The following is a 15,842-nucleotide window of genomic DNA, read 5'->3' on the forward strand; positions in this document are numbered from 1 at the left end:
GTCCAGGGTGTGTTGCGTGTCGGGCCGGAATCGGCTGGTTCGACACCGGGGCCGGCCTGCTACGGCCGTGGCGGCGAGCGAGCGACGGTGACGGACGCCATGGTGGTGTGCGGATGGCTCGGCCACAGCGAGATGGCCTATGGCCAGCTCAGCATCGATACCGGACTGGCGCAACGCGCGGTCGGCGAGCTTGCGGCGCGGCTTGGCCGCCCGGTCGAACAGACCGCGCAAGCGATCCTCGACATCGCGGTGTCGGAAATGTTCGTCGAGGTCGAGAAGCTTGCTTCGCGCGCCGGCGTCGACCTGCGCGATTTCACGCTGATGCCGTTTGGCGGCGGCGGCCCGATGCTCGGCGCCTTTCTTGCCCGCGAACTCGGCATGAAGCGCGTCATGGCGCCACGCCGCCCGGGCGTGGTGTCGGCGCTCGGCGGACTGGTGGCTGATCTGCGCGGGGACTTCATTCGCACCGTCTTCAGCCCGCTGTCGGCCGCGTCGCTTCCCGTAATCCGCGATGCCTTCGCGGCGCTGGCGCAAGAGGGCCGCGACTGGCTCGCGGCGCAGGGGCATGATGCGGCCGCGCACCTCAATCTCTCCTGCGACATGCGTTATATCGGGCAGAGCTATGAGATCGAGGTCGTGTTGTCGCCGGAATGGCTGACTGACGGCAATGCGACCGCCATCGAGCAGGCCTTCCACCGCACCCATCAGCAGCTTTACGATTTCCACGACCCGGACGGCGAGATCGAGCTTGTGAATATCAGGCTGTCCGCCGTCGGCGCGGGGCCGGCTCTCTCCTTTCCGGAGATCGACGAGGTCGATGTCCCCGCCAGTCCGGCGCGCCGGCTTCCGGTCTTTACGGGCTTGGGCGTCGAGACGGTCGACCTCCACGACCGGCAGGCGCTCGTGCCGGGTTGCACGTTCCGCGGGCCCGCCATTGTGGTGCAGGAAGACACGACCTTCGCCATCCCGGCGGGAACGCAGGCCCGCGTCGATCGCCACCTCAACCTTCATCTGACCTTCGCGGAGTGACGTCATGTTTGACCGCACAAACCTTCAGGTTCTTGCAAACCATGCCCGCGCCGCCGCCGAGAACATGGCCCATACGCTGCACCGCACCGCACACTCCGCCTTCGTCAAGGAGACGCAGGATTTTACGGTGATGCTGATGGACCGTTCCGGCGCGACCTTCGCCGTCCCGATGGAACTCGGCGCAACCTGGTATCCCGGGCTTTCGTATCGCCGCGCGATTGCGATGGTCGATAACTACCGGCCGGGGGATATTGCGTTCACCAACGATCCCTATTCAGGCTATGTCGCCACCCACGCGCCGGATACGCATCTGTGGAAGCCGGTCTTCGTCGATGGCGAGATCGTCGCCTGGACCGGAGGGCACATCCACAACACCGACATGGGCGGCGCGGTACCGGCTTCACTGAGCCGGGCGCTGACCGAAATCCATCAGGAAGGCATCCGCTTTCCTCCGATGAAGCTCGTCAATGAGGGCATCTTCGACGAGATGATCCTGCGGATCATGAGCACCAATGTGCGCAAGCCCGATCTCAACATCGGCGACATCAAGGCGCTGGTCGGCGCGCTCAACACCGGCGAGCGCAAGATCCAGGCGATGGTGCGGAAGTTCGGCAAGGCCGGCTTCGTCGAAGGCGTTGCCGCACTTCTCGACCACGCCGAGGCGCAGGCGCGCGACGTGCTGCGTTCCATGCCCGACGGCACATGGGAATTCTCCGACTATGCCGATGAGGATTCGGTCGAGGCCAATCCGTGCCGGCTGAAGCTGACGCTGACGATCAAAGGCGACGAGGCGGTGCTCGACTTCACCGGCTCCGATCCGCAGCTCGGCTCTTCGCTGAACGTGCCCTCGGGCGGCGACCCGCGCCACACCATGCTGCTCATCGGCGTCTACTATGTGCTTTACACGCTCAACCCGAAGATCCTGCTTAACACGGGCCTTACCCGGCCATTCACCTGCATCACGCCCCGAGGTTCGGTTCTGAACCCGGTCCATCCCGCCGCAGTGGGCATGCGCTCGCTCACCTGCTCCCGGCTGAGGTCGGTGATCTTCGGCGCCTTTTCGCAGGCAGTGCCGGAGCGCCTGCCTGCGGCTCCGGCCGGCAACAATTGCATTATCAACGTCATGACTACGGACGAGCGCACCAGCCGGAGCGTCATCGCGGCGGTGAACCCCGTGGTGGGCGGCGGCGGCGCCATGCCGCATCGCGATGGCACCAACGGATCTGGCGCCGACGCTGCCTACCTCAAGAACACGCCGATCGAGATCACCGAGACCGAGACCCCGGTCGAGTTCGTGAAATACGGGCTCGCCAGGGATAGCGGCGGCGCGGGTCGCTGGCGCGGCGGGTTGGCGACAGAGATGGCCTTCCGCGTCTTCGCCCCGGACTCCCGGATCACGGCGCGCAACCGCGACCGCAGCTTCTTCCGGCCCTGGGGAGTGCTCGGCGGCAAGGCGGCCGGCCTGTCCGACATGGTCGTCAATCCGGGAACCGGGTACGAGCGGCGGTTGGGCAACATCGACACGGCGGTCCTGCAGCCCGGCGACGTGCTGGAAATCCGCTCCGCTGGCGGCGGCGGGCGCGGCGATCCGCACGAACGCGAGCCCTGGCGGGTCGCGCAGGATGTGCGGCGCGGCTACATCTCGCCGGCAGCGGCTGAGCGCGACTATGGCGTCGTCATTCGCGGCGGCGAGATCGACGGGGAGGCAACGGAGCAATTGCGCGCGGGGCATAAGCCATCAGCCGGCCATTTCCATTTCGGGCCGGAGCGCGACGGCTACGAAGCGCAGTGGACGCCGACGGCCTACAACCGGCTCCACGTCGTGCTGGACGCTTTGCCGATCCACTGGCGCTTCTTCGCCAAGACCGAGATATTCCGCCGCATGAAAGGGCGCGCGGGGCCGGAGGGCGTCGAGGCGGCCTTCGATGCTGTCTGCGAACGCTTCCCCGAACTGCCTCGTCCTCACCCGATACAAGAGGCAGCCGAATGAACACCGCCGGTCGCATCGTCCGACTGGCCGAGCGCGATCGGGCACAAGTGCAGTTCTTTCTCGACGGTGAGATGCGTCACGCGCTGGCGGGCGACACCGTGTTGACGGCGATGCTGGCCTCCGGACACACGTTGCGGGGGTCCGAGTTCGGATCCGAGCGGCGCGCCGGCTTCTGCCTGATGGGTGCCTGCCAGGATTGCTGGATATGGCAGGATGAGGGGCAGCGTCTGCGCGCGTGCACAACCCTTATCGTTGAGGGTATGCGGCTGCGCACGACGCCACCGGAGAGCTGGCCGTGAGCGAGACGACATCGCCACGGATCGTGATCGTGGGCGCCGGTCCCGCCGGCATCGGGGCGGCGGCAACGCTGGTCGAGGCCGGGCTGCACCCCGTGGTGATCGACGAAGCGCATCGCGCGGGCGGGCAGATCTATCGCCGTCCGCCTGCCGGGTTCGTCCGCACGCCTGAGCAGCTCTACGGGTCGGAGGCGGCGAAGGCGCGCGCGCTGCATACGCTGTTCGACCGGCTGGCCGAAGACGGGCTGCTCACCCATTGCGCGGGCAGCTCGGTCATCGCCGTGCATGCGGGGCGGCTGCACGTGCTGGGGGAGGGTGGCGTGCAGGTGATCGGCTATGACAGCCTGATCCTCGCCACCGGCGCGTCCGACCGCATCGCGCCGGTCCCCGGCTGGCAGAATGCCGGCGTTTTCAGCCTTGGCGCGGCACAGATCGCGCTGAAGGCACAAGGTGTGGCGCTGGGGCGGCGGATCGTCCTGATCGGATCGGGGCCTTTGCTGACGCTGGTCGGCACGCAGTTGGTCGAGGCTGGAGCTGATGTGGCGGCGGTGCTCGATACTTCCTCGTGGTACCAGCAAATGCGGGGATTCTCGGGACTTGCCGCCCGGCCGGTCGTCGCACTGCGCGGCCTGGCCCTGCGGGCGCGGCTCGGCCGCCGCTATCATGCGGGCGTGACGCCGGAGCGGATCGAGGTCGACGAGCAGGGTGTCGCAGCCCTGCGCTGGCGCGATGCCGGCGGCCGGCAGCGCCTCACGCCGTGCGACATGGTCGGCATGGGCTGGCACCTGCGGGCCGAGACACATCTCGCCGATCTGGCGGGATGCGCCTTCATCTATGACATGCAATGGCAGCAATGGCTGCCGAAGACCGACGAAATGGGCCGGGCCGGCAACGGCGTCTACCTTGCGGGCGATGGGGTCCGTATTCTCGGCGCCGATGGCGCGGAGATCGCGGGACGCCTTGCCGCGGCGGCGTGTCTTGCCGATCTCGGCTATCAGCCGCCGTCCGCCGGCGCCGATCTGCGCAAGCTCGCTCGGCTCGAACGCTTTGCCTGCGGTCTGGCTCGCGCCTTTCCCTTCCCGGCGGCGATGGTGCGGACACTTCCCGGTGATGCGATCGTCTGCCGCTGCGAAAACGTCACGGCTGCAGCGGTGCGCGAGGGAGCGGATTTCGGCGGCAGCGAGGCCAACAGGGTGAAGTCGCTGTCGCGCGCCGGCATGGGGCGCTGCCAGGGGCGCTTTTGCCAGTTGGCTGCCGTTGAACTCGTCGCGGCGCAAGCCGGCTGCGCGCCTGATGTCGTCGGCCGGTTTCGCGGACAAGCCCCTGTCCGGCCGGCGCCTGTCGGCGCCTTTCTCCGAGAGGACTGATGCGATTGCCAAAGCCGCGCTCCGATGTCGGCATGCATGACATCTCAGAAATCCGCGACCTTGCCCCAGGCCGAACCATCGAAGCGTCGCGGATCATAGGATATCGCATCGACGATCGGTTCCGACCCGGTCACCAGATCGGCGACGAGGTGCCCGGCGCCTGGCCCGATGCCAAAGCCGTGCCCCGAAAATCCGGCGGCGAGGAAGAAGCCTGGAACGCTGTGTACCTCGCCGATGGCGGGCACGCCGTCTGGCGTGCTGTCGATATAGCCGGCCCAGGCGCCACTAATCCTGGTCTGGCGCAGTGCCGGCAGCAGCTCGAGCGCGCGGGCATGGGTCAGGCGAATGGTCGCCTGATCCGGAACCGGATCGAGGATGCGCATCCGCTCCATCGGCGTTGGCCGGTCGAGCCGCCAGTGCCGCAGCGTTTCATGGCCCGAACGCGCGCCTTGCAAGCCGCCAGGCCCGAGGCTTCGCCAGCGCTTCAGGAACATGGGCAGAAACTGCGACGAGAAGCGCAGCTGCTGCGGCGTCACGTCGACGCGTCCGCGTCCGCTTATGGCGAGTGTGTAGCCGCCGTCGCCGCGACGCGTGGCCGAAATCTTCGCGGTGTGCAGCGCATCCGGCAGGCCCTCCGCACCGGGCGAGACAGACAGGATGGACGAACGCACCGATGCCTGCGGGAAGCGGAAACCGAACTGATGGCAAAAGGAGGAGGCCCATGCGCCGCCGGCCAGCACCGCAGCCTTGGTCCGGATCGTTCCGTTTTCGGTGACCACGCCGCGCAGGCGCCAGCCCTCGGTTTCGATGCCGAAATTGAGAAACTGCGCCTCGCGCATGTGCTGCCAAATCCGGTACCTGGCGAAGCTCTGTAGAGCTATTGCCGAAGCCGCCTCATGCGAACGGAGACATCCTCCAAGACCGGCATGGAGGCCAGCACGAGGAGAATGGCTGCGAGAAACAGCGTTGCTGCGAAGCCGATGTGCTTGAAACCCACAGCGCCGATGACACCGCCGACAAAGAACAATGCAACAAGCGATGCAAGCAGTCTCAGCTTCCTTCGATCTGCCTTCACGAACAGCTCGTCCGAGTCACTTCCCGAGATGTTCCAATAAAGCAGCTTGCCGAGTTCGATGCCCATGTCCGTCACCAGTCCAGTGATATGCGTCGTCCGGATTCTGGCTTCCGATAGCTTTGTGATGATGGCGTTCTGCAACCCCATGATGAAGCAAAGCAGCATCACCGTCATTGGCACAAACAGCGCCTCATGACGCGCGAGATGGCTACCGAGAAGGCCGAAACAGATCAGCAGGATCGCTTCCAGGACAAGCGGAAACGCATATTCGCTCTGCAGGTGCTGCCGTCGCCCCCAATTGATCAGCATCGCTGAACACGCCGCGCCTGAGACAAACGACAGCAAGGCCCCGAATCCGGAAAGCGCGAGCTCGACGTTGCCGAGTGCCAAGTGATCAGCCATCGACGAGACGATGCCTGACATGTGGGACGTATACTGCTGGACCGCCAGAAATCCGCCAGCATTGGCCGCCCCCGCGACGAAGGTCAGGAAACGGGCGAGATGTCGATCGGTCCTGTCACTCCGTTCCTTCCCGGCAAGCCGACGTAGATAGAGGATCATGAGCGAACCCTGCCCTTCCGTGTGGGGAAGCGGAACCACAAGTCGACGTGCAGGGAGAGGCTCATTGGGTGTTTCTGGAAGGAAAAGAAGACGAAAGACGGTGATTGCGCGGGGCGCCAAAGGCCCACTTTGCATGATCTAGTTCGGCTTGCCCAATAGCGTGTCCGGATGCCGGAACCTCACGCCACGACCACCATCGTCGCTGCGCACATGTTCGCTGAGAAGTTCAACACCCGCGCGGTTCAGCGCGTTGATCACTTTCATCAAACTGTCGACAACGCCTCGCACATTGCCTTGGCTGGCCTCCATTCGTTGGATCGTTGGCAGGGAGACGCCCGCCATTTCCGCCAGGGTTTTCTGATCGATGTTGAGAAGGGCGCGGGCGGCACGAAGCTGGGAAGCGGTGATCATCGAGGCATCAGTGTCTGAGTATGAGAAATGATATTCTTCATGGTATCATTGACGCATAAAACATCAATACAGAGCGGAAAATAATGATCCGCCCTTGGCACGGAGAAGCTCAACGATTATCGTGTCCGGATGACTCAACGTTACAAACCCTGCCGGGAGCCGACTGGCACTTGGACCGTCAATGATGCACGTACCGGGCGGCCCGCCGAGATGGGCAGCCGAACTATCATTGGAATGAACCGACCCGATGCAGAGGAACTCGCCGGTCTCCTCAACGGGTTGAATGCACAAAAGCAGGAAGCGAAATCATGAAGGTCAAAGACAGCAACGGCACCCCTCTTGTCGTTCTGAATAATCAAAAACAATCCATGGGTTGCGGAAGATTCTGGTGGCGGTCATATTTGCGCGACATCCGGGCGGTCTTCACCGGGGACGGCGCTCAAAGGGGCGAGGATGGGTACCACTGGATCGCCGGACGCCTCGGGGCGCGATCAACGTTTCAGGGCACAGGTTGGGACCGCCGAAATCGAGAGCGCGTTCGTCGCCAATCCACGCATGGCGGAAGCCGCCGCGGTCCGCATTTCCCACAGCATGAAAGGGCAGGGCATCTACGCGTTCGCGACGCTGAAGCTCGACGAGCAAGAAAACATCGACATGAGACGCAAACTTGCGGCAACGGTGCATGCGTAGAATCCTGCGGAAGATCGCTGAGGACGATCGAACGACTGGAGACATTTCAACACTCGCCGATCCCGGCGTCGTTGCGTCCTCGATAAAGGACACAGCGCGTTGTTGGAGAAGGCCAGCGCGGCCGCTGAAGACGCGCTCCATGTTCAGAAGCACGGCAAGGCATGTCGCCCGGGGGCAAACATGACCCCGGAGCCAATGTCAGTCCCGTCTCACGATGAAGCCATCGAGATTGAGGATCGAATCTATAAATACGCAGAGCACCTACGTATAGACTCGGGAACAAGCTTCAGGGACTGACGAGGTTAAAGGGCAGGGACGGATATATACTGTTTTCATAGCGGAATTGGATATCGCGATGATCTATGCAGTATATCACGAACGAGAAAATTGGCTGGCATTGATCGAGAACCGTCTCGCTGTCGTCGAAGCGTGAGTCCGCAGCTTACGGTTGCCTATAGGTCTCTGGCATGCCGTCGCCCATGCCTTCGATTTGTTCATCGAGGCGTGACGTCTCTGTTGTCAGAGCCATGCCCGACAGGATGAAACTGAAGAGCCAAGGCGCGTAGCCGAAGCACCGTGCGTCGCCGCAAAAGCGAGGTCTTGACGGCCGATGAACACGGTTGCGCGCCGAAATCTGCCGGTCACCGTTCAGTCAGCACGTTGATCGAACCGGCCGATGGTATCCGAACGCGATCCCGGGATTGGCCTTCTCGAATAGTGGAAACAAAAAAACTGCGGCTAAATGACAACGAAATTCATTTGTAAAATTAATGAGAGACAATACCTATGCAACAAGAGACAATAGGTTTTCAGCTGTACTACACGTCGGAGCCAAGGGAGTGTTGCTGTCATGATGTAACGAGCAACGATTCCTGCTGCGAAATTAGACATGCTCTGAATGTAATGAGGTGATCAGTGTGATCGCCTGCGGTGTTTGTTTGCCGGGACTGGAGTTCTCAAATGGCGCTTTCTCTCTTTTTCGCAATGCGTTCAACAAGTGAGGTGGCCGACGCTTATGTGCGGTCCAGAGGTAAATCGGGATTCTTGTCGACGGCTCGCGCGATCCAGGCGATGCGTCTTTGTCTGCCAAATTGCGATGCGACCGATCGGGAATTAGAGGAGATTGTCGTATCCGCAGCCGCTAAGCGTGGTGTCTCTGTCAAACTTGACGTCGCGCGCGCGGCAGTACCCGCGTCTCAATGACCTGCTGTACGCACATCTTAAGATGAGACGAACAGACCGTCCGCGCAACGGTCTGTTCTCGACCGCCTCGATCCGTTCATCTGCAACCGCTACGAGTGAATCCGCACGTGAGGCCTTCGACATCGGCGTGCGCTACATCGGCCTCTGCTGCGGAGCAAGCTTACACCATATTCGCGGTCGCGGAGGCGCTCGGCCGCACCGTGCCGGCAGTCGCTATTTGCGCGTCTCTATCCCTCTAGAAATCCTCCTGGAGTATTTGTCATGCCCCTTGAAAAGGAAGAAACTAGAGCAAAATCCGAGCGGATAGAATCGATAGGGGTTTCGTTGGGATTGGAAATCTGATTCAGCATATCTGCTGGATTCGGAGGCCGGCATGGCATGGCGAAATCCTTATCGGAAGATTTGCGGGCTCGGGTGGTCGCAGCGGTTGATGGCGGCCTGTCGCGACGGGCGGCAGCGGCGCGATTTGGCGTGGCGGCGGCAAGCTCGGTGCGTTGGGTCCGGGAATGGCGCGAGACCGGAGCCACCTGCGCAAAGCCGCAGGGCGGCGACAGGCGGTCCCACCGCGTTGAAGCGTATCGCGACATCATCCTGGCGGCGATCGAGAGGCGGGTGGACATCACGCTGGTCGAACTCGCCGAGTTGCTGCGACAGGAGCATGGCGCGTCGTTTGCGACGAGCACGATCTGGCGGTTTCTCGATCGTCACTCCATGACCTTCAAAAAAAACGGCGCACGCCAGCGAGCAGGAGCGGCCAGACGTGGCGGCGCGACGAAACGCCTGGTTCGACGCCCAGCCCGATCTTGATCCCGAGCATCTGGTCTTCATCGACGAGACCGGAGCCTCGACAAAGATGGCTCGACTGCGGGGGCGCACGAAGCGCGGGATGCGGTGCCGATCGCCAATCCCGCATGGCCATTGGAAGACGACGACGTTCACCGGCGCCCTGCGCCTCACTGGCATGACCGCGCCAATGGTCCTGGACGGCCCGATGACTGGCGAATGGTTTGTCGCCTATGTCGAGCAGGTTCTCGTGCCGACGCTGCGGCCCGACGATGTCGTGATCCTCGACAACCTGCCGGCGCACAAAAGCGCAGCCGCCCGTGTGGCGATCGAAGCAACCGGCGCAAGGATGATGTTCCTCCCGCCCTATTCCCCCGACTTCAACCCGATCGAGAACGCCTTTTCCAAGCTGAAATCGATTCTACGCAAAGCCGCCGCACGAACCGTCGCGGAATTGTGGGATACCATCAGCGCCGCACTGCCTTGCTTCACACCAACCGAGTGCGCCAACTACTTCGCCGCAACAGGATATGAGCCGGAATGATCAGATTCTGCTCTAGTTTAACTCAAACTGTTAGAATTCGAGAACTCTACGCGGATGACACTGTTGTGGCGCTCAATGCCGCTCTTTTGGAACGTGGCGTCGAAATCGAACAGATTATCTCTGTGCTCACTGTCCCGGGGCAGGCGATGGGGCGGCCCGTATCGCCGCAGTTCCGCGTTCTTTATCGGTCTAATTTGACGTTGAAATAATTGCGGACCTATGACCGCAAAAATCAGAGATATTTTGGAGACGAGCTGGAGGCGGTCCGGAAAGGAATGACGATATGAGCGACTTGGATAAGAAGGAGAGCACCGGATCGACCATGAGTAGTGGTGCACCAGCGCCCAGTGATCGGAACTCCCTGTCAATCGGATCAAACGGTCCTCTGCTGCTGCACGACGTACATTTTCTGGAGCAGATGGCGCATTTCAACAGGGAGAAGGTTCCAGAGCGACAACCTCACGCCAAGGGAGCGGGCGCGTTCGGCACGTTTGAAGCCACGGAGGACATGTCTGCCTTCACCAAGGCATCGTTATTCCAGAGAGGCGCGAATACTGACATGCTTGCACGGTTCTCGACTGTGGCCGGCGAGTCAGGAAGCCCCGACACGTGGCGCGACGTGCGTGGCTTCTCGCTGAAATTCTATACCGACGAAGGCAATTACGACCTCGTCGGCAACAATACGCCAGTGTTCTTCGTGCGCGATCCGATGAAGTTCCCGCATTTCATCCGCAGCCAGAAGCGACTTCCAGACTCGGGCTTGCGCGACAACCACATGCAGTGGGATTTCTGGACCAGCAACCCCGAAACCGCCCATCAGGTCACCTATCTGATGGGGGAACGCGGCCTACCGCGCACCTGGCGTCACATGAACGGCTACGGCTCCCACACCTACATGTGGATCAATGCCAAAGGCCAGAAATTCTGGGTCAAATATCATTTCCATACCAGCCAGGGCATGGCGTTCTTCAACAACGCCGAGGCGGCGGACGTTGCAGGCAGCGATGCCGACTTCCATCGCCGCGATCTGTTCGAGGCGATTGCGCGAGGCGCGCATCCGAGTTGGACCTTGTCGGTGCAGGTCATGCCCTATGCCGAGGCGAAGACCTATCGGTTTAATCCGTTTGACCTGACCAAGGTGTGGTCGCATGCAGACTACCCCTTGTTCAAGGTCGGCACTATGACGCTGAACCGCAATCCGGAGAATTTCTTCGCTCAGATCGAGCAGGCGGCTTTCTCGCCGGGCAACACGGTCCCGGGCATCGGCCTGTCGCCCGACAAGATGCTGCTCGGCCGCGCCTTCGCCTATAACGACGCGCAGCGCAACCGCATCGGAGCCAACTTTCACCAATTGCCGGTCAACCGCCCGAAGGTGCCGGTCAACACCTACATGTTCGACGGCCAGATGGCCTTCGACCACGCCGGCAACGCGCCGGTCTATGCAACCAACAGCAGCGGGCGCAGTTGGGCCGATGAAACCGGCCCGGTAGCGGATGGCTGGGAGACTGATGGCGAAATGGTGCGCAGCGCCTACAGCCTGCATACCGACGACGACGATTTCGGCCAGCCCGGCCAACTCGTACGCGACGTCTGGAATGATGCGCAGCGCGACCAGTTCGTCGATCAGGTCGCCGGTAGCCTACTGGGCGGCGTTCACAGCGGGGTGCTCGAACGGGCGTTTGCCTATTGGAAGCAGGTCGATGCGAGTACTGGCCAGCGTATCGAGGACAAGGTTCGCGCGGGCAGTGCTCCGAAGCCTGCCGAAGGCATGGTCGAAGGCTGATGGCTACGCGCGAATGCTGGCTGCCTGTCTGCGTCCATTCGATGCGACAGGCAGGCTTGTTGTTCTACCAGGCCTCATGACACGAAAGCGGCGATTTTGTCCGACATTTGAGAACACGGAGCGATCATGCGGCGAGGGCTGACGTTTCGCGGCGCGGCGGCTGGTGGTCCAAGCTGTCTGTAGGAGTCCAAATGCAGTCGCCGGCCTGATCCGTGTAGATCCTCTCGCCCAAATCGAAACGCCGGACAGATTGACCCGATGGATTTCACCATACGGCTTATAAGTCACGATTGGCCTCGGAGCGCTTCTTATCGGCGCATTCACCCTCATTTAGCCGAATATAGCGTTTCTGTTCATGGTCGGTTTGTCCAGTTGGTTCTGCTTGGCTATACCCCCTGCGTGAAGGAACAATATCGACCGTAAGCCGTTGGGGTGTATGCAATTACACGGTTCGCTGCTTTTCTGGTCTACAGTGACCGCCACGGTCGCGGCGCTAAGCCTTGGGCCATCGTTCGCCCATGTTCTAGAGTCGGCACCGCGCCTAGCGCGATGGTCGCCAGATTTGTGGCGCGAAACCACAGTTTACAATGAGCAGTTCTGGGTGTTCGCGGCCGTTGGGGAGCCGCTTGACGTCGCCGCGATCCTATTTCCGGCCATTCTAGCATGGCTGATGCGCAGTGACAGTCCAGTCTTCGCCTATGCCGTCGCCGCGACCGTGCTCTATCTGTTGGCCCTCGTTGTCTGGTACTTCTGGGTCCAGGGGGCAAACAGCATTATGGCCACCTGGAGTGTCAGCGCGTTTCCCCTGGAATTCGAGGCGATTCGCCTGCGCTGGGAGACCGGGCACATAGCGGTCGCGACGCTCAAGTTGGCTGGTTTCGTAGCGCTGATGTTATCGCTGCTTACTGTCGGCCGTCTCGGAATTTGATCGTGGTATAAGAATTGGCGGGCGGGTGCTGAGGTCACTACTCTTCCACAGCTGCCCGTAGGCTCTCTATGTTCACCTTGACCTGCTCGACCGATGCGACCCGGACATTCGGTTCGACGGTAAGCATTCGTGGTGTTGTGCACAGTATAAAGGACTCGTGGCCTTGTTTTATAGCCCGAAAGATGGGGTTTGCATCTGCGACGCTACCCTCCCCGAAACAGAATAGCAGCAGCTGTTCGTTTCCGTGAATGGATTATGTGAGGCCAATATCTAGAACGCGAAGGCCGGCTCCTTGCTCTTCGCGTTAAGCGTTCGGAGCGCCGCGAGCTGCGGTGACGTTGTCGGTCATTCGTTTCGACGAGGTGTATCCTTGGCCCAATGAAACGGCGACAATGACCCACATGGAATCGTTGAAGCGTCACGCATACGGACCCATGTATGTGTTGCGTCAAACGTCTCCTCCCATTCGTTTGACGCGTTCCCCTCTGGAGGTTTTAACCTTCATAATTGGCCGGGCTTAACAGTCCGGCCTTTTTTATTGAGCATTTGAGCCCAATACGAAGTCGCCATGTGGCTCATTCGCGCAGTCTTATGACGCTGAGCCGAATCCCGTGAGCTTCATAATGAAGCTTCATCTGAAGTCCGCCGGGTATCGAACTGGGCTTGCTGCGCCTTGTGTGTTGGGTCACGTTCGCGTTGGCGCTTCGTTCTGGCGTTTGTTATTATGCCGTGACAATTGTCTGGCGGAACACTGGTGTGGGCGGAAAGAAATCAAAGCACGACGTGGTGAAAGCGCACCATCTCGCGCCTGAAAAAGCCCGCGAGGTTGCCTACTTGGCGAAGAAATTTGGGATGACCCAAGAGGAGGCGCTCAAGATCATGAAGGATGCTGCCGACAGGCTCGACAAAGACGACATTCTCAAGAGATTGAAGAAATAATCCTGGCCCTCCTGAATGAGAACGCGTCACCGCCGACGCGGTATTGTTGCGAGACGAAAGGCAGCGCTGAAGGAGTCGCCCGGCAATGCACGCAAGGCCTCGCTCAGCGAAGCGATTATTGAGGCTATACGGTGAGCATCTCCGCATAGGCATTCTGCAGAGCTGTGTAGTGGAACCGGAGCTCTGCCGCGAGGGGCGGGAACCGGCTTCCACTTCGTCGGCATCGGTGAAGGCTGAAGACTGGTGCTGCTTTTGCGGTTGGCTGTCACAGTCGCGAATCTCGCGCCCGCTCGACGCGGAATTCTTCACTTCTTCAGGCGTCGAACGCTTCTAAGCGGCGCGCGCACGTGGCCGACACTTCGCTTTCGGTGCTCCCGCTCGAAAAACCAGCGTTTCGTAGCCTCTGAGACGATTAGATAAAGGCAGGTGATAGCAACGATGCCGCCCACCGTGGGAAATGACAGCGGAACGAACCCAAGCCAGCCAGCCAATGGCACGTAAGGGATCGCGATGGCAACCAGCGCCACACCGAGCGTCAGTGCGAACAGAAGAGGGCTCGGGCGGCTCAGCCAGAACGCATGATAGGTACGGACAATGAGCACGATAGCCAATTGCGTCAGGAGCGATTCGACGAACCATGCCGTGCGGAAGGTGTCGACCGTCGCGTGCAAGACGAGCAGCAGAAAGCCGAAAGTCAGGAAATCGAACAGGGAACTGACAAGGCCGAAGCCGATCATGAAACGGCGAACGGCGCCGATGTCCCATCGCCGTGGCGTGCTGGTCTGCTCGACGTCGACGTTGTCGCCGGCGATCGCGAGCGAGGGCAGGGACGACAGAAGGTTGTTGAGGAGTATCTGCTTGGCCAGCAGTGGCAGAAAGGGCAGGAACAGCGATGCGAAGGCCATGCTGATCATGTTGCCGAAATTTGCGCTGGTCGTGATCGAGACGTATTTCATGGTGTTGGCGAAAGTCTTCCGGCCGTGGTCAATGCCGCGCAGCAGGACGCCGAGGTCGCGCTTGAGCAGGATCAGGTCCGCCGCTTCGCGCGCGACGTCGACCGCGCTGTCGACCGAAATCCCAACATCTGCTTCGTGCAAGGCCGGCGCATCATTTATGCCGTCGCCAAGGTAGCCTACAACATGGCCACGGCTGCGGAGCGCTTCGATGATGCGCTCCTTCTGGTTGGGGTCTATCTCGACGAACAGGTCCGTTTTTGGAGCGAGCGCGCGCAGTGCATTCTTTGTCATGGTGTTCAGTTGTTGGCCGGTGATGATCTTGCCGGCGCCGAGGCCTACCTGGGTCGCAATGTGCGCGGCGACATAGCGGTTGTCGCCAGTTATCATTTTGACGGCGACGCCGCACTTGCCAAGGGCTGCAAGCGTCTCCTTGATTCCTGGTTTGGGCGGGTCGAGGAACAACAGGAAGCCGGCGAAGGCGAGATCCTTCTCGTCGCTTCTTACATAGCGGGATTGCCGCGCAAGATGGCTGACGGCGACGGCGATCACGCGAAAGCCCTCCGCGCTCCATGCCTGGAAACGCGCGTAGATCATCGCCCGATGCTTGTCATCTAGCGGCGAGCTTTCCGTGCCGGCAAGTACCGACGAACAGACCTCGAGCACGTTCTGCACCGCTCCTTTGCAGATCATGAGATCCTTGCAGGCGGAAGCCTCTTGCCTGACGACGACGGACAGCCGCTTGCGGATGAAGTCGTAAGGGATCTCATCCACCTTCGCGTATGTCGAAAGGCTGGCCTTTGCGTCCGGGATTGCGGCGATGGCGCCATCCAGCGGGTTTTGGAGTCCTGTTTGCAATGTGGCGTTGAGGCAGGCCCACCGCAGAATCTCGGGCGAGGTTTTGCCTTCCGTATCGTAGCAGCCGTCGAGATGGATGACGCCTTCAGTCAACGTGCCTGTCTTGTCCGTGCACAACAGGTCCATGCTGCCCAGATTCTCGATTGCTTCCAGCCGTCGAACGATAACGCCGTCGGCCGCCATGGCGCGGGCGCCGCGCGACAGCGTTACGCTGATAATGGCGGGAAGCTGCGCGGCGACAAACAAGGTGAGACTCAGCGTCAATCAGGATGAGACTCGGCGGCGGGGGTGTGACGAAGGGAGGGCGTAGCCCGACCGGAGTTACACCCCCGCCGCCGCGCAATTTTTCAGCGTCTTATGATCGCGGTCGGCCCGGTAGCTTGGTGGTTTTCTGGAATGGAGAACCATCTTTGTGCCGGGTCGCCATGTAAC

At 61.3% G+C, this 15,842-nt stretch carries 9 protein-coding genes and 4 pseudogenes; 9 read left to right on the forward strand and 4 right to left on the reverse strand.

Annotated features, from left to right (window positions below; translation table 11 throughout):
- Positions 1–3: 3 nt before the first annotated feature.
- From LGH82_RS03235 to LGH82_RS03250, 4 genes and pseudogenes are all read left to right on the forward strand, one after another.
- Positions 4–1,029, forward strand: a pseudogene (locus LGH82_RS03235) (hydantoinase/oxoprolinase family protein); the annotation flags it as partial.
- A gap of 4 nt (positions 1,030–1,033) precedes the next feature.
- On the forward strand, positions 1,034–3,019 hold the full coding sequence (locus tag LGH82_RS03240; protein ID WP_227347273.1) for a hydantoinase B/oxoprolinase family protein: 1,986 nt from the start codon (positions 1,034–1,036) through the stop codon (positions 3,017–3,019).
- Positions 3,016–3,318, forward strand: a complete 303-nt coding sequence (locus LGH82_RS03245) for a (2Fe-2S)-binding protein (protein ID WP_227347274.1) — start codon at positions 3,016–3,018, stop codon at positions 3,316–3,318. Before LGH82_RS03240 ends, LGH82_RS03245 begins: the two co-directional genes overlap by 4 nt.
- A complete protein-coding gene (locus LGH82_RS03250; RefSeq protein WP_227347275.1) occupies positions 3,315–4,682 on the forward strand; it encodes an NAD(P)/FAD-dependent oxidoreductase in 1,368 nt (455 codons plus the stop codon). Before LGH82_RS03245 ends, LGH82_RS03250 begins: the two co-directional genes overlap by 4 nt.
- Positions 4,683–4,726: 44 nt before the next feature.
- On the opposite strand, the pseudogene LGH82_RS03255 reads toward LGH82_RS03250, so the two are convergent.
- The 3 genes and pseudogenes from LGH82_RS03255 to LGH82_RS03265 form a co-directional block, all read right to left on the reverse strand.
- Positions 4,727–5,494: pseudogene (locus LGH82_RS03255) on the reverse strand (NAD(P)/FAD-dependent oxidoreductase); the annotation flags it as partial.
- A 77-nt stretch (positions 5,495–5,571) separates the two neighbouring features.
- A pseudogene (locus tag LGH82_RS03260) lies at positions 5,572–6,318 on the reverse strand (YoaK family protein); the annotation flags it as partial.
- A 138-nt stretch (positions 6,319–6,456) separates the two neighbouring features.
- Positions 6,457–6,729: a helix-turn-helix domain-containing protein gene (locus LGH82_RS03265; RefSeq protein ID WP_227347276.1), complete on the reverse strand. Its 273-nt coding sequence runs from the start codon at positions 6,727–6,729 to the stop codon at positions 6,457–6,459.
- Positions 6,730–7,182: 453 nt separating this feature from the next.
- Here LGH82_RS03265 and LGH82_RS03270 point away from each other — a divergent pair, with 453 nt between their 5' ends.
- The 5 genes from LGH82_RS03270 (at position 7,183) to LGH82_RS03290 (ending at position 13,599) form a co-directional block, all read left to right on the forward strand.
- The gene (locus LGH82_RS03270; RefSeq protein ID WP_227347277.1) at positions 7,183–7,419 is read left to right on the forward strand and encodes an AMP-binding enzyme; all 237 of its coding nucleotides are present in this window, start codon (positions 7,183–7,185) and stop codon (positions 7,417–7,419) included.
- Positions 7,420–9,000: 1,581 nt separating this feature from the next.
- Positions 9,001–9,949, forward strand: a protein-coding gene (locus LGH82_RS03275; protein WP_227343924.1) for an IS630 family transposase whose coding sequence is annotated in 2 segments (ribosomal slippage) — positions 9,001–9,344 and positions 9,343–9,949 — 951 coding nt in all. Because the reading frame shifts where the segments join, the coding sequence is not laid out codon by codon here.
- Between the two features lie 283 nt (positions 9,950–10,232).
- Entirely contained in the window at positions 10,233–11,732 is a 1,500-nt protein-coding gene (locus LGH82_RS03280; protein WP_227347278.1) for a catalase, read from the forward strand.
- A 562-nt stretch (positions 11,733–12,294) separates the two neighbouring features.
- Positions 12,295–12,660 (forward strand): DUF1772 domain-containing protein, encoded by a 366-nt coding sequence (locus tag LGH82_RS03285; RefSeq protein WP_227347279.1) that lies wholly within the window; start codon positions 12,295–12,297, stop codon positions 12,658–12,660.
- A gap of 663 nt (positions 12,661–13,323) precedes the next feature.
- A complete protein-coding gene (locus LGH82_RS03290; RefSeq protein WP_227347280.1) occupies positions 13,324–13,599 on the forward strand; it encodes a hypothetical protein in 276 nt (91 codons plus the stop codon).
- 305 nt (positions 13,600–13,904) lie between these two features.
- Here LGH82_RS03290 and LGH82_RS03295 read toward each other — a convergent pair.
- A pseudogene (locus LGH82_RS03295) lies at positions 13,905–15,674 on the reverse strand (cation-translocating P-type ATPase); the annotation flags it as partial.
- Positions 15,675–15,842: the final 168 nt, after the last annotated feature.

Source organism: Mesorhizobium sp. PAMC28654 (assembly GCF_020616515.1).
Lineage (GTDB): Bacteria > Pseudomonadota > Alphaproteobacteria > Rhizobiales > Rhizobiaceae > Mesorhizobium.

Coding starts and splice junctions, on each gene's coding strand:
- LGH82_RS03240 (WP_227347273.1), top strand. CDS start 1,034: ATGTTTGACCGCACAAACCTTCAGGTTCTTGCAAACCATGCCCGCGCC.
- LGH82_RS03245 (WP_227347274.1), top strand. CDS start 3,016: ATGAACACCGCCGGTCGCATCGTCCGACTGGCCGAGCGCGATCGGGCA.
- LGH82_RS03265 (WP_227347276.1), bottom strand. CDS start 6,729: ATGATCACCGCTTCCCAGCTTCGTGCCGCCCGCGCCCTTCTCAACATC.
- LGH82_RS03270 (WP_227347277.1), top strand. CDS start 7,183: ATGGGTACCACTGGATCGCCGGACGCCTCGGGGCGCGATCAACGTTTC.
- LGH82_RS03280 (WP_227347278.1), top strand. CDS start 10,233: ATGAGCGACTTGGATAAGAAGGAGAGCACCGGATCGACCATGAGTAGT.